At 37.8% G+C, this 14,204-nt stretch carries 14 protein-coding genes; all 14 read left to right on the top strand.

All coding sequences use genetic code 11. From position 1 onward, the window contains the following. The 14 genes from EHW90_RS09820 (at window position 1) to EHW90_RS09755 (ending at window position 14,138) form a co-directional block, all read left to right on the top strand. Window positions 1-570: a Fic/DOC family protein gene (locus tag EHW90_RS09820; RefSeq protein WP_124952565.1), complete on the top strand. Its 570-nt coding sequence runs from the start codon at window positions 1-3 to the stop codon at window positions 568-570. Window positions 571-719: 149 nt separating this feature from the next. Then, window positions 720-2,222 (top strand): hemoblobin-interacting domain-containing protein, encoded by a 1,503-nt coding sequence (locus EHW90_RS09815; RefSeq protein ID WP_124952564.1) that lies wholly within the window; start codon window positions 720-722, stop codon window positions 2,220-2,222. Further along, the gene (locus tag EHW90_RS09810; RefSeq protein ID WP_124952563.1) at window positions 2,222-3,289 is read left to right on the top strand and encodes an FMN-binding protein; all 1,068 of its coding nucleotides are present in this window, start codon (window positions 2,222-2,224) and stop codon (window positions 3,287-3,289) included. Before EHW90_RS09815 ends, EHW90_RS09810 begins: the two co-directional genes overlap by 1 nt. A 195-nt stretch (window positions 3,290-3,484) precedes the next feature. Continuing rightward, the gene (locus EHW90_RS09805; protein ID WP_124952562.1) at window positions 3,485-3,988 is read left to right on the top strand and encodes a hypothetical protein; all 504 of its coding nucleotides are present in this window, start codon (window positions 3,485-3,487) and stop codon (window positions 3,986-3,988) included. A gap of 64 nt (window positions 3,989-4,052) precedes the next feature. After that, window positions 4,053-4,565 (top strand): hypothetical protein, encoded by a 513-nt coding sequence (locus EHW90_RS09800; RefSeq protein WP_124952561.1) that lies wholly within the window; start codon window positions 4,053-4,055, stop codon window positions 4,563-4,565. A gap of 184 nt (window positions 4,566-4,749) precedes the next feature. Beyond that, the gene (locus tag EHW90_RS09795; RefSeq protein ID WP_124952560.1) at window positions 4,750-5,412 is read left to right on the top strand and encodes a 3'-5' exonuclease; all 663 of its coding nucleotides are present in this window, start codon (window positions 4,750-4,752) and stop codon (window positions 5,410-5,412) included. Between the two features lie 14 nt (window positions 5,413-5,426). Then, window positions 5,427-6,977 carry a TerB N-terminal domain-containing protein gene (locus EHW90_RS09790; protein ID WP_124952559.1) on the top strand — a complete coding sequence of 517 codons (1,551 nt, stop codon included), beginning with the start codon at window positions 5,427-5,429 and terminating at the stop codon, window positions 6,975-6,977. Beyond that, window positions 6,974-8,302, top strand: a complete 1,329-nt coding sequence (locus EHW90_RS09785) for an ATP-binding protein (RefSeq protein WP_124952558.1) — start codon at window positions 6,974-6,976, stop codon at window positions 8,300-8,302. Before EHW90_RS09790 ends, EHW90_RS09785 begins: the two co-directional genes overlap by 4 nt. Further along, window positions 8,299-10,521, top strand: a complete 2,223-nt coding sequence (locus EHW90_RS09780) for a DEAD/DEAH box helicase (RefSeq protein ID WP_124952557.1) — start codon at window positions 8,299-8,301, stop codon at window positions 10,519-10,521. Before EHW90_RS09785 ends, EHW90_RS09780 begins: the two co-directional genes overlap by 4 nt. 66 nt (window positions 10,522-10,587) lie before the next feature. Continuing rightward, complete coding sequence (locus EHW90_RS09775; RefSeq protein WP_124952556.1) at window positions 10,588-10,869, top strand: hypothetical protein; 282 nt, start codon at window positions 10,588-10,590, stop codon at window positions 10,867-10,869. A gap of 5 nt (window positions 10,870-10,874) precedes the next feature. Continuing rightward, window positions 10,875-11,375: a DUF3368 domain-containing protein gene (locus tag EHW90_RS09770; protein ID WP_124952555.1), complete on the top strand. Its 501-nt coding sequence runs from the start codon at window positions 10,875-10,877 to the stop codon at window positions 11,373-11,375. Between the two features lie 96 nt (window positions 11,376-11,471). Then, window positions 11,472-12,128, top strand: coding sequence for an HAD family hydrolase (locus EHW90_RS09765; RefSeq protein WP_124952554.1), 657 nt, complete (start codon window positions 11,472-11,474; stop codon window positions 12,126-12,128). After that, the gene (locus EHW90_RS09760; protein WP_124952553.1) at window positions 12,125-13,306 is read left to right on the top strand and encodes an MFS transporter; all 1,182 of its coding nucleotides are present in this window, start codon (window positions 12,125-12,127) and stop codon (window positions 13,304-13,306) included. The genes EHW90_RS09765 and EHW90_RS09760 overlap by 4 nt, the downstream gene beginning before the upstream one ends. Then, entirely contained in the window at window positions 13,293-14,138 is an 846-nt protein-coding gene (locus EHW90_RS09755) for a glycosyltransferase (RefSeq protein WP_124952552.1), read from the top strand. Before EHW90_RS09760 ends, EHW90_RS09755 begins: the two co-directional genes overlap by 14 nt. The last annotated feature ends 66 nt before the right edge of the window (window positions 14,139-14,204 follow it).

Raw genomic sequence — 14,204 nt, 5'->3', positions numbered from 1 at the left:
ATGTCTGATACAGTATACTGCTATCCGAATTCAAATGTTTTAGTCAACAAGCTCGGCATAAAAGATAAAGACAAATTAAGTGTTATTGAGAGAAAGCTTACAATGCTCAGATTGTTGGAACTGTTTGAAAAACCTATATATGGTAAATTTGATTTAAGACATTTACAAAGTATACATGGTTATATTTTTCAGGATATTTATGATTGGAGCGGTAAGATAAGAACTGTTGATATTGCGAAGGAAAATATGTTTTGTAATGTTAAATTTATTGAGAGTCAAGCAAATAATATTTTTTCAAATTTGAGGAAGGACAAATATTTAGAGGGTTTATGCCGTGAAGATTTTATAAGGAAATTAGCATATTATTTTAGTGAAATTAACGCTTTACATCCTTTTAGAGAGGGAAACGGTAGGAGTCAGAGAGAGTTTATTCGTATGCTTGCTCTCAAAAACGGATACAAAGTACACTACAGCAGGATAACAGAAGAAGAGATGATATCAGCGAGTAAAGAATCTTTTTTGTGCAGATACAACAGCATGGAAAATATCATCCGAAAATGTATAAAATAAAAGACGGCAAGTACAAAGGTGAGCTGCTGTGATGATAGCTATCGGTTAGGTTATACTTATAAAAAATAATTGACAATACAGTTATTATATGTAATACTGTATCGGCAAGGTTAGGAATTGCTAACATATATTTATTTTATGGAGGATTTATGAGAAAGAGATATCTAACTATATTGGCACCGGCAGCATTGGCACTTATGATAACAGGATGTGGAAAAGCGGCAGATACATCCTCATCAGCAGAAAGTACTTCGGCACAGACTGAGAGTAAGTCTGAGGCAAGCGCTGAGAGCAAGACAGACATCAGCAACAAGGATTATGTATATGCAAAGATAAATATTCCATATGCAGACTATTACTACGGTGAGATTAACGATATAGCACCTGAGGCAGATCCTGCAAAGCTTACACCGAAGCTTGATGCACCGGATGCGGCTGCAAGTATAAGAAATGAAGGCAATTACGATGCTGTAAGTTCAGCTACAAATAAGAAAGTGGCAAAGTATACAAGTGCAGTCTCAGAAGTTGAAGGCGAAGGTTCAAAAATTACCGGAGTAACAGAGGTTAATGTAGCTATTTCAAAATCTCTTTATGAGGCGGCTAAGAAGGCAATAGAGGAAAAGAAAGAGTCTACAAATCCTTTACTTACATTTGTAGGTGAGATGACAGAGACAACAGATACTACACCTGCAGAGTACAAAGTACTTAATTCAGACGGAACATTCTCAAAGACAGTCGGAAACACTGTAAAGAATGATGTAAAGGCTGAAATCACCACCACATCAAAGTACGGAAACTATGAGATAGATATAAAGGACTTGGAACTTGAAGTAGGCAATGTACAGGGTGTTGTAATGGAGACCAAAGAAGGTAAGAAGTACGGCCTTGAGCACCTTCAGAATATTTGGCTTACACCGTCAGAGCTTGCGTTTGCAGCTGTACCGTTTACAGAGAACCATGGAAATGTTCAGTCATACCTTCGTTATCAGGATATTCCGGGACAGACAATCTCAAAGATTACATATCTGTTAAAGGACGCAGACGATATAGAGATAGATACAGATCTTTTCTGTAAGCTTTTGGCACCTGAAAACTACAGTATACAGGGCGATGAGAGTGCAAACTACAGCAAAGACGGTACACAGATTCACTATACAGTAACATCGGACGACAGTAAGTATGCTTTAGGAAGAATTGTATCAAGAAATAAAGATGTTGATATAGCAAATGTAAAGGATGAGAACGGAACACTTAATCTGCCTAAGGAAGTTGTACCGGGTAAGTATCAGTTCATCTTTACAAATGACAAGTATGCGGATTTGAGCTTTACAGCTACAATCAACTCAGGTCTTACAGCAGATAAGTTCCACTTTGAGAACAACGCACTTAAGCTTGATGAAAATGAAGCAGGACTTACATTAAAAGAATACTTGAATGCTACCACATCTGCAAAGGTAAATGATACAGAGTATAAGGGCGGCAAGGGAAGAAAGTTCGGAAAAGTGGCATTCAATGAAGACGGAAGCATAAATTTGGATGCAAAATACAGCAATGACGGTAAGGATGAGCCTGTATTCAAGGATGCGGGAACATATAAGATTGAGCTCAGTGCCGACGGATATCCTGACTTGACATTTGAGGTAACAAAGTAATGAGGCTTATCGCATGTCTGATAACAGTATTGGTCTTTTTCTACCTCTTAGAAAAACCTATAAAAAAACATGCACCATTATTTTATATAGCGACGATTATAATAAGTGTCCTGTCTGTATTGGCACCGAAGAAGGGATTACCGTTTGTAATTGATTATCTTGTAAAAAATATATTGGCGAGAGGCACCTTGGCGGGTGCCCTCTTTATCCTGGTTATGGTGGCTTCGGTATGTCCTGCGGCAAAGCTTAGAGGACTGTTACTACGTACCAGAGGTGAGATGGCAATTATAGCGGCGCTTCTTACACTTATCCATAATATATCATATGGTAAGAACTACTTTGTAGCTTTGTTTACAAAGATTTCGGATTTAGATGCACCGAGAATATTTGCGGCAGTATTGTCACTTTTTATGATTGTACTTTTGATTCCTCTTACCGTAACATCATTTATGGTTATCAGGAAGAAGATGAACCCTAAGAAGTGGAAGTCATTACAAAGACTTTCGTACTTATTTTACGGACTTTTGTTTATACATATATCAATGATATTCAGTATATCCATAGCAAAGGGACATCTAAGCACTTTAATTGACCTTACAGTATATGTGATTATATATATTGCCTATCTTGTATGCAGAGCAAAGAAATATGAGAAACAAAGAGTGCTGTGTATCCTCTTCATGGTTTTGATTTGTGCGCTTTATATACCGATTGCCGTAATGGGATTCAAAGGTTCAAAAACTCAAAAAGAGAATGTGACTACAGAAGAGAATGTAAGTACAAAAGCAAGTTCTGATGCAGCCTATAAGGACGGAACTTATGAGGGCAGTGCCACAGGATACAGCGGTCAGATGACAGTTTCGGTTACAGTCTCATGCTGTAAGATATCTGAAATAAATATAGTGGATACAGGAGATGATGAGGAGTATCTGATAGATGCCAAGGATGTCATCCCACAGATTATAGAAAAACAATCCACAGAAGTGGATGCCGTAAGCGGAGCAACACACAGCTCCAAAGGCATAATAAATGCAGTAGCAAAAGCACTTGAGAGTGCAAAAGAATAAAATCAAAGTCTCGGGAAACCGGGGCTTTTTTGTTGTAAAAATTTATAAAAGTATGAAAGTAAAAACATAATCAGGTAAGTGATTTAAGGATTGAAATAATATATCCCCCCCTCTAGCCAACATAAGGTATATGAGTTAAAATACTTATATACCTTTTTGTTTTTTAGTTGTTCTATTTTACTTAGGGGGAGCATTATGGAGTTTGAGGAGAAAAAAAAGAGCAAAAAGAAATTATTCACAGTGTCCATAATAATATTGCCTGCGGTCGGTCTGTTCGCATACTTTGACAGAGAAAAGTTTTGCTGGGCATTACTCATTATCGGTTGTATAGCATATAGTGAATGGGGTATTAAATTTGTAAAGAAAAAGTTGGATAAAATCGATAAAGAAGGATATATGTTGACCGAAGCTGTGGCAGTTGTTATATGTCTTGTAATGTATATTATCGGTGTTGTCGCCTTTCATCGGATGTATGAGGAAAAAGGGAAGAGAGAGATTGAAGATATCAAGCAACATTATGATATGACAGTACCGACATATGGCATAAGTATAATTGAAGGAGAAGATCTGGAAGAAGCTTTAGGGGAAAAATGTTATTCAGAATTATATTTAACGCAACATCCGGGTAAAAATAAAGAATGGATAGACAGTGTTAACAAATGCTTAGATGATATTGTCGGAGACAGAAAAAATCAATAGATATAAAAAAGAAATAATTATAAAATCGCTTTAAGTTTTACAGTTTTTACTTAGGGGGAGCATTATGGAGTTCAAGAAGAAGAAAAAGAGCAAAAAGAAATTATTTATAGTGTCCATAATATTGTTGGCGGTCGGTGTATTTGCATATTTTAATAAAGAGAAGGTCTGTTGGGCTTTATTTATTATTGGCGGTATGTTATTTAGTAACAATGGAATGACATTTTTAAAGGAAAAGCTTGATAAAAGCAAAAAAGAAAGATATATGCCGACTGAGGCCACAGCGTTTTGGATAAGTTTTATAGCATATATTATTGGTGCTTTAGCCCTCCTTTGGATGGTAGAGGGGGAGAAAAAGGTGGAGGATACAAAGCCTACGTTCTATTACAATACGGTATTGCCTTCAAAAAGTTATGATATGAATGTAACTAATAACAGAAATTTGGAGTTTATTATAGGTTCCGAATACTATTCATTCTCATATGGGGAAGAGAATCCGGACAAAAAGAAAGAATGGATAGACGGGGTTAATAACAGTTTAAAAGATATTGTAGAAGATGAGAGAGCCGGACAGGAGTAGATTTAGGGCTGTTGCATACAGTGCAGCGGCTCTTTTTGATACCGAAAGGCGGATTATCGAGTAGCTGTTACAGAGTAAAGAAAACTACCTCCATTAAAATATAAATATAAAGTTTTGAAGGCATTTTTATCGTACAGCATATATTGTAGAATACGAGTATAATAAAAATAACCCGGAGGCGGAAATGAAGCATATAGTTGTAGATTTAGAAATGAACAGTATAAGCAATAAATATAAGGACTTTGATTGTACTATGGAGACTATTGAAATAGGTGCCATAATGTTGGATGAAAACTATCAGGAGATTTCATCATTCAGAACCTATGTAAGGCCTGAGTATAATAACAGAATCAGACCATTGATAAGCAGATTGACAGGCATTACCTATGATATGGTGATAAATGCTCCTAAGTTTGATGAAGCAATGAAGATGTTTTCAAATTGGTGCTTGGGTGTGAATGACGACATCAAGATATATGCTTGGAGTGAAAATGATTATAAGCAAATCTCAAAAGAGATAAGCTTAAAGAAATATGAATTAAGTTTGGATGAAGAAAGAGTTTATTTGACAGAATGGCATGACTTTCAGGCGGAGTTTGACAAAGAACTTGGATTTGAGAAGCAGCTTTCATTGAAGATGGCGCTTGATATGGCAGGTGTCGACTTCCTTGGAAGAGAGCACAGTGCACTTGATGATGCGAGGAATACCGCCAAGCTTTTTAATATATTCAATGACAGAGAGATGTTTGATTGCACACTGAAAAAGATTGCGGAGGCAATGAAACCTACAGATTTCAGGACATCACTTGGAAGTATGTTCGATTTGTCAGGTTTTGCAGTGGCATAGTTTAAGGATAAAAGATGGATGCTAAAAAGTTTCTTGATTGTATAAACGAAAGATATAAAAGAAATGTAAAAAGTGATTTGATTGTGCTTGATTCAGCAAGTGAGGGTACAAAGTATAGTGATACTGCGATACCTTTTGCCAAGGGGAGCGATTTCTTTAAGAAAAGAGAAGAAACACCGAAGAAAATCTATGAGATGATAAATATGTACAGCTATGATGAGTATCCGTGGTATCAAAAGAGTAAGAATTTCTATAAGCAGGGAAAGTTTATGGAAGACTATGAGGATAATTACTATGAGAAGGTGAGAGATTATTGCGGTTACTTTGTCACATATCATGAGCTTAATGCCAATCAGCTCAGGTCATACTTTACATGGAGGACAGATATAAGGAAGGGTAATTATAGGAGTACATATACATCATTTATATACCTCTATATCTATGAGTTGCTTTGCAAAATAGGCACCGTATCAAAGTATGACACTATAAATAAGTTAAAAGAGTTGGAAGAGAATGTTTTAAACCTTGAAGGCATAGAAAACAGTGTGCAGATAAAGAGAAACTTAAACAGATGGTATTTTGAATACTTCGTTATAAATGGCTTTAGAGCAGATGAAATCAAAGAATACATAGGGGGAGATGCTTTCAAATGGGATGAAGCGATAGAAATATTTAAAAAGCCCGAAAATCACTCAGATAATGAGATATTTGACGCGTTGGTGTTTTTATTGGGAAGCAGGGTTGCAGGCTCTCTGAGTGTGAAAAAACAAAAAGAAAATATGATATATATTTTTGCCTATGTTTGGAAAGCTATATTAAAAGCAGGCAGTATTGACGGTCAAAGTGTTTTCACACATTGTTTCGGCAGATTGCAGAGTAAAAGGTGGTATCCGCTTGGTAACACTCCATATCTTAAAGAAAGCACTGAAGGAACTGATTATGTTCTGAACAGTGTAAGGTCTTATCACTATAGTAAGCAGGCATGGAAGGAAAAATCATACAGTAAAGAATGTTTTGACAGAAAAAAGCTTACCTCGGTATTTCGTGAGATTGACAGATATATGAGGGTTGAGTATAAGTTGGGGTATTTTCTGAAGGAAAGAGAGGAAGATAAATGGATAAGAGATTATGTCAAAGAAGCGTTTGATAAAGCCGTTTTAGAGTTAAATAAAACCAAAAAGCAGCAGATAGATATTGATTTTTTTGCTCTAAACAAAATCAGAAGCGATGCGGATATCACAAGGGAGAGCCTTATTGTGGAAGAAGACGAAGATATAATCTTTGATATATCGGATAATGAAAATACACAGGAAGAAGAGATTGTTAAACCGGATATGCCGACAGATATGGATATAAATATAAGGATTTTAGAATGTATACTGACAGGGGAAGACTACAAGCGCTATATAAAGGAAAACAACCTATTTGCTTCAATTGTTACTGATACAATCAATGAAAGGTTCTTTGATGATATCGGTGACAATATACTGGAATGTGACGGCGAGGATATTTATCTGATTGAAGATTATAAAGAAGATGTTTTAGATATAATGGAGAGATTATGAGTGACGAGAAAAGGGTACCGAAGCGAATTGCGCAGACACTTATCAATTCGCTAAAGGGCGGAGTGGTGCCGAGAACGGGACTGCCATATATTACAGTAGGAAGAAAGAATGAGATTGAGGCACTACTTCACGATGTGGATATCGTATCTGAGGGAGGTGCTTCGTTCAGGTTTATTGTAGGCAAGTATGGAAGCGGAAAAAGCTTTTTATTGCAGACTATAAGAAACTATGTGATGGATAAGGGCTTTATAGTGGCGGATGCCGACCTCTCACCTGAGCGCAGGTTGCAGGGTACAAAGGGACAGGGACTTGCAACCTACAGAGAACTTATCAGCAATCTGTCCACAAAGACAAAGCCTGAGGGCGGAGCCGTTACCCTACTCCTTGATAAATGGATTAACAAAATTCAAGCGGAATGCATGGAGGAGAGTAAGTTCCTTCCGGGAAGCGGAGAGTTTTCTTTGGAGGTGGATAAAAAGATTTATTTTACATTATCAAGCCTTTCAGAACTGGTGCACGGATTTGAGTTCGGAAATATTTTGTCAAAGTATTACCATGCCTATATAGAAGGTGATGACGATATGAAGATGAAGATAGTGCGTTGGTTTCGAGGTGAATATACAAGAAAGACGGACGCCAAAGAGGCGCTTGGAGTCAATATAATAATCACTGACGATGATTGGTATGAGTATATCAAGCTGTTTGCCATGTTTTTCAGACTGGCAGGTTACTCAGGGATGATGATTATGGTGGATGAGCTTGTCAATATCTATAAGATACCGAATGCGATTACCAGACAGTACAACTACGAGAAGATGCTTACAATGTACAATGATACATTGCAGGGGAAGGCGAAATACTTGGGCATTATAATGGGAGCCACACCGCAGACACTTGAAGATAAGAGACGTGGAATATACAGCTATGAAGCTCTACGTTCAAGGCTTGCGGAGGGTAAGTTTTCAAGACCCGGTATGAGGGATTTACTTTCACCGGTTATCAGATTGGATCCGCTCACACCTGAGGAGATGCTGGTGCTTTGCGGAAAGCTGGCGGATATTCATGCAGGACTTTATGATTATAAAAAGACTTTGGATGACAAAGACTTGGGTGATTTTATAAAGCTTGAGTATTCAAGGATTGGAGCAAGTGAAAATATCACTCCTAGAGAGGTTATAAGAGACTTTATAGAATTGCTTGATTTACTTTATCAAAATCCTAATCTAAGTATAAACGAGCTTTTAAATTCGGACGGTTTTGATTTTGCAAAGCCTGATAACGTGTCTGATAATGTAGATGAGAATTTTGTGGAGTTTACACTATGAATGTGTTTGAGAGATATGCCCCTTTTATCAGGAATTATATCTATGAATCAGGCTGGCAGATGCTTAGGGGAGTACAAAATGCGGCAGGCGATGTGATATTTAATACTGATGAGAACTTGCTGCTTACGGCTTCGACCGCTTCAGGTAAAACTGAGGCGGCATTTTTTCCTATACTTACATTGCTTGAGGAGAATCCTTCAAAGAGCGTGGGGGTACTATATATTGCACCTCTTAAGGCACTTATCAACGATCAGTTTGAGAGGTTGAGCCGTATATGTGAGGAAGCCGACATCAATGTGACAAGATGGCATGGAGATACCACGCAGACGGGGAAGAGAAAGCTTTTAAGAAAACCGTCGGGAATTTTGCAGATTACACCCGAGTCGCTTGAATCTTTGATGATAAATAAGCATATGGAAATAGTATCTTTATTTCATGACCTCAGGTTTATAGTAATTGATGAGATTCACTCACTGTTACGCGGAGACAGGGGACTACAGACCTTTTGCCTGATAGAGAGATTATGTAGGGCGGCAGGCTGTGATCCGAGAAGAGTAGGGCTTTCGGCAACTATCGGAAATCCGAAAGCGGCAGGAGATTTTCTGGCTTGTGGAAGCAAGAGAAAGACGCTGATTCCGGAGTTTGACAGGGGCAAGGAAAAGTGGAGACTGTCTATGGAGCATTTTTTTAATACGGCTCCACAGGCGGGAGAAGATAAAGAGGAGTATATAAGTGAACCTGAGAGTGATAAGGCGCCGAAAGGAGCAAACCCGGGACTTGCTTATATCTTTGAGCATACAAAGTGGAGAAAATGTCTGATATTTACAAACTCACGTGAGGAATGTGAGGCGGTGTGTCAGAATCTTTTGCAATACTGTGAGTTCAACCGTGAACCTGACAGATTTCTTATTCACCACGGCAATCTGTCCGCGTCTTATCGTGAGAGTGCGGAAGATGAAATGAGGGATGACGAGTCACTTGTTTCGATATGTGCAACCGCGACACTTGAACTTGGTATAGATATAGGCAGACTTGAAAGAGCATTTCAAATAGATGCTCCTTTTACCGTATCGGGATTTCTTCAAAGACTTGGCAGGACGGGAAGAAGAGGCGAGCCGGCACAGATGTGGTTTGTGATGAGAGAAGACCATCCTGAGCCAAGGGCAATTATGCCTGAGATGATACCGTGGTATCTGATACAGGGGATTGCACTGGTACAGTTGTATATAGAAGAAAGATTTGTGGAACCTCCAAGACTTGAGCGGTTGCCTTTCAGCCTGCTCTATCATCAGACGATGTCCACACTGGCATCAAACGGAGAGATGAGTGCGGGAGAGCTGGCATCAAAGGTACTTACACTTTCGGCTTTCAGGAGAATAAGTCAGGATGACTTTAGGAAGCTTTTATTACATTTGATTGATACGGACCATATAAACAGGACCGAAGGCGGAGGACTTATAGTAGGAATAAGCGGCGAGAGAGTGGTAAACAGCTATAAATTCTATGCCGTATTTATGGAAAATGTGGAATACTCGGTTCGCAGTGAATCACAGGAACTTGGAACCATTGTAAAACCTCCTGCAATAGGCGGTAAGGTAGCCATTGCCGGCAGAGTTTGGGTAGTCGAAGAAGTGGACCACAAGAAAAGAGCAATCTATGTCAGCCTTATAAAGGGGAATATTCCGGCATACTTCGGTGATGTGCCCGGAGATATACATACTCATGTACTTGAGAAGATGAAGGAAGTACTCTCTACAAACGCTACATATATTTATCTGATGAATAATGCAAAGGCAAGATTATTGCAGGCAAGAGCGTGCTTTGATATGGCAAAGCTAAAAGACAGAGTACTTATACATCTTGGAGGAAATATGTGGGCGCTTTTTCCTTGGCTTGGCAGCTACGCCTTTTTAGCTTTGGAGAGATTTTTGAAAATACACTGTGCAAAGGAACTTGGACTTAAGGGTTTAAGCCCTGTAAGACCGTATTTTATACAGTTTGGCATGAATGTAAGCGAAAAGGAATTTTATAAAATTGTATGTAAGAAAGCCTGTGAAGACATAGACCCGCTCTCACTTGTATATGAAAAGGAAGTGCCGGTATTTGAAAAGTATGACGAGTTCGTACCGGATGAACTTGTAAAGAAAGGATTTGCATACGGAGTACTTGATATTGACGGGATGAAAAAGAGAGTGAGAGAGTGGGAGAAGTTTTTGTAAAGATGTTGCATAGCATATATATAAAATATATAATTGTATTAAATAAAGAACATATGGAGGAGTAATATGGTAGCTACAGAGACAATCACCATCAATGTACCTATAGGTATGTCAAGGTATCTCGTCGCAGCGGATCCCGAGTCTGAACTTAGGAGAAATGCTTTGCTTTTATATCCATATATATATAATCAAACAATATCACATGGAAGAGCGGCAGAAATTTTAGGAGTAAGCAAGTCTGACTTGATTACAATTTATGATAAACTCGGGTATTCGTATTATGATTTGATACAAGATGATTTGGAAGAAGATATAAATACCTTTAAGAAGTTAAAGAGTATGAGGTAGAAGTTATGATTGTGGTTTCCGACACAACGCCTCTGATTTCACTCTTAAAAATAGACAAGGTATATTTATTGGAGAAATTATTTGGTAAGATACTTATTCCACAAGCAGTATTCGATGAGTTGGTGATAGATAAACGTTTTATTGAAGAAGAGGATATAATCAGAAATAATATTCAGATTGAAGTTAAAGAGGTAGGTAGCTTAGAAGCGGTAGATATTCTTAGAAGAGTCACAGGCCTTGATATAGGTGAGAGTGAAGCTATAGTTTTAGCAGATGAGTTAAGTGCAGATGTATTATTGATGGATGAAGCTAAGGGGAGGAATGTATCAAAAGATCTGGGACACAATGTAATGGGAACTATAGGTATAATTATGGTCGCGTACGATGAAAATTTGCTGACGTCTGAAGATGTCAAAGAATGTATAGAACAACTGAAGAAATCGGGTAGACATATAGGATACAGATATTATAATATGTTGCTTAGTATGATTGGCAGCCGGCTGTAATAATGTTTGAGAGGAAGGAACATCGCCTTCCTCTTTTTATATGGATTTTGTCATAAAAAAATGCTATGTTATTAAAAGTAGAAAGGTGGTGGCTTTATGATAAAAGCGGTACTGTTTGATATGGACGGTCTTATGTTTGATACTGAGAGGTTGTACGGAAATGCATGGCAAAATGCAGCCAAGTTACAAGGACTTACGATAAGTGATGAGGCAATATTAAAGATAAAGGGTGCCAATAAAACTTTGGTATATAAGATATTGAAAGAAGATGCCGGAGAAGGCTTTGATATCGACAAAGGTAGGGAGGCAAGAGAAGAATATATAACAAATCATATAAAGAAGCACGGTATAACCAAGAAAAAGGGTATTGATGAGTTGCTCATTTTCCTTAAAGAAAACAATATAAAGACCTGCCTTGCAAGCTCCACAAAGAGAGAGGTTGCACTAAGATATCTGAAAATGGCGGATGTATATAAGTACTTTGACGACTTTACCTGTGGAGATGAGATAGAAAACGGCAAGCCGGCACCGGATATATTTTTAAAGGCGGCAAAAAAGCTCGGCACAGATATAAAAGAATGCCTTGTATTGGAGGATTCGATAAACGGAATAAAAGGCGGACTGTCGGCAGGGGCAAGAGTGATAATGGTACCTGATACTATAGAACCTACTGATGAGATAAGAGAAAAGGTTGATGCAATAGAGCCTGACTTGGAGGCGGTAATAGAGTGGATAAGTAGGGAAAACAAATGAGAGAAAGAGAGACAAATCTCAAATATATAGTTTTACAGGGACTATATTGGATGCTTTATTGTGTAGGTGCGGGTTTTATATCATTCTACCTACAGGGAAACGGCTTTAACAACAGTTTGATAGGCATAATAACTGCAATATTTTGTCTTATTGCGGTTATATTACAGCCAATTGCAGGGAATATATGTGACAGGATAGAAGTATTGACATGGAAGAGACTTATAATAATTCTTAGTATACCTTATATAATAGTATGTATAATGATGCTTTTGATAAAGAACCATTGGACGGTGGCGATACTGTTCGGTCTTATGTATATAATAACAAGTATATACTTACCGCTCATAAACAGTGCATTGTTTGCATATGAAAAGGAGGGAGTAAGTATAAACTTCGGATTGGCAAGGGGGTGCGGTTCCGCAACATATGCAATTCTTGCCCTGGTTATAGGAAATTTGGCACTAAATCACGGAACAAATATAATCCCTGTCGGAGGATTGATTATGATAGTTTTATTTTTACTTATTGTAATCATGATGCCCACAACGAAAAAAGTGATAACTGAAAGAGAGAATGAGAGAACAAATGTCATACAATTTATAGAGAAGTATCCGTATTTTTCTTTGATGGTTTTGGCAGTACTTTTCATGTTCTTCTCACACAATATTGTGGCTACATATCTTTTGCAAATCGTGCAGTCACTTGGCGGTAACAGCTCCAATCTGGGAAAGGCAATGTTTATACAGGCTGTTGTGGAGATACCTGTTTTGTTTACCTTTTCATATATAATGAAGAAGATAAAGGTCGGAAGCCTTATGATTATAGCCGCATTAGGCTATGTATTAAAGGCGGTTATGTACTTTTCATCTGTAAATATAGCAATGATTTACATTACACAGCTGTCACAAATTTGCAGCTTTGCCATATTGGCGGCGGCATCTGTGTACTTTACAGGAATGGTGGTAGACCACAAAGACCAAACCACAGGTCAAGCCTTTATGTCGGGGATGGTATCGGCAGGCACAGTGCTGGGTTCACTCTTCGGTGGAGCAATCATTGACCATATGGGAATGAGGGCAATGCTGACATTAAATATTTTTATAACGATAGCAGGACTTTTTATAGCGGTGTGCTCGGTAAAGTTGATAAGGGAGAGGAAAAAGTGTGAGGGAGTGTGAAGTTAGCGATAAGTTTTCGGTTTTGATATCAGTATACTTTAAGGAAAAACCCGGATTTTTAGAGAAAGCACTGGAGAGTATTTTGAATCAGACTCTAAAGCCTGATGAGGTGGTTTTGGTAAAAGACGGAATACTCACAAAAGAGCTTGAAGAGGTAATATCTGCAGAAAAAAATAAATTCAATAAAAATAACATAGATTTCGTATGTGTACAGCTTGAAAAAAATATGGGACTCGGTATTGCATTACAAAAGGGTCTTGAAAAGTGTAAGTATGATTATGTTGCCAGAATGGACTCGGATGATATGGCTACGGATACCAGATTTGAATATCAGTTGAAGTATATGAATGAGCATAAAGATATATCGGTACTTGGAGGATATATAGATGAATTCAGCGTAGAAGGTGAAGTAATCAGGACCAAGACGATGCCTCTTACATATAAAGACCTATACAAATATGGTAAATACAGAAATCCGCTAAATCATATGACAGTACTTTTCAGAAAAAAAGAAGTGTTGGATGTAGGCGGTTATAAACCCTTGAAAGGACTTGAGGACTATTATCTGTGGTGCAGAATGCTTTCAAACGGATATAAAATTGCAAATATCGATAAAGTACTGGTACATGCAAGACTTGGAAACTTTGAGAACAGAAGAGGCGGTTTCGAGTATTTCAAAACATATATAAAACTTAGAATTTTACAAAAAAGGCTTAAATATACCAACCTGGCAGAATTTGTAGTTGCTACAATATTGACAGCTTTAATTACACTTTCACCGAAGAATCTTAGGGGAGGACTATATAAAGTTCTTAGGAAAAGTGGAAGATAAGGTTAGAAAGTGCTGTATATAGCGGCTTTTAAGTAAAAATCCTTTTACATAAAATGAAACTATGCT

This window comes from Lachnoanaerobaculum orale (genome assembly GCF_003862485.1).
Lineage (GTDB): Bacteria > Bacillota > Clostridia > Lachnospirales > Lachnospiraceae > Lachnoanaerobaculum > Lachnoanaerobaculum orale.
Note: the sequence above shows the minus strand (reverse complement) of the source record. Positions and strands in the feature narration are given on the sequence as shown.

Coding starts and splice junctions, on each gene's coding strand:
- EHW90_RS09810 (WP_124952563.1), top strand. CDS start 2,222: ATGAGGCTTATCGCATGTCTGATAACAGTATTGGTCTTTTTCTACCTC.
- EHW90_RS09785 (WP_124952558.1), top strand. CDS start 6,974: ATGAGTGACGAGAAAAGGGTACCGAAGCGAATTGCGCAGACACTTATC.
- EHW90_RS09765 (WP_124952554.1), top strand. CDS start 11,472: ATGATAAAAGCGGTACTGTTTGATATGGACGGTCTTATGTTTGATACT.
- EHW90_RS09795 (WP_124952560.1), top strand. CDS start 4,750: ATGAAGCATATAGTTGTAGATTTAGAAATGAACAGTATAAGCAATAAA.
- EHW90_RS09780 (WP_124952557.1), top strand. CDS start 8,299: ATGAATGTGTTTGAGAGATATGCCCCTTTTATCAGGAATTATATCTAT.
- EHW90_RS09775 (WP_124952556.1), top strand. CDS start 10,588: ATGGTAGCTACAGAGACAATCACCATCAATGTACCTATAGGTATGTCA.
- EHW90_RS09760 (WP_124952553.1), top strand. CDS start 12,125: ATGAGAGAAAGAGAGACAAATCTCAAATATATAGTTTTACAGGGACTA.
- EHW90_RS09805 (WP_124952562.1), top strand. CDS start 3,485: ATGGAGTTTGAGGAGAAAAAAAAGAGCAAAAAGAAATTATTCACAGTG.
- EHW90_RS09820 (WP_124952565.1), top strand. CDS start 1: ATGTCTGATACAGTATACTGCTATCCGAATTCAAATGTTTTAGTCAAC.
- EHW90_RS09815 (WP_124952564.1), top strand. CDS start 720: ATGAGAAAGAGATATCTAACTATATTGGCACCGGCAGCATTGGCACTT.
- EHW90_RS09790 (WP_124952559.1), top strand. CDS start 5,427: ATGGATGCTAAAAAGTTTCTTGATTGTATAAACGAAAGATATAAAAGA.
- EHW90_RS09800 (WP_124952561.1), top strand. CDS start 4,053: ATGGAGTTCAAGAAGAAGAAAAAGAGCAAAAAGAAATTATTTATAGTG.
- EHW90_RS09770 (WP_124952555.1), top strand. CDS start 10,875: ATGATTGTGGTTTCCGACACAACGCCTCTGATTTCACTCTTAAAAATA.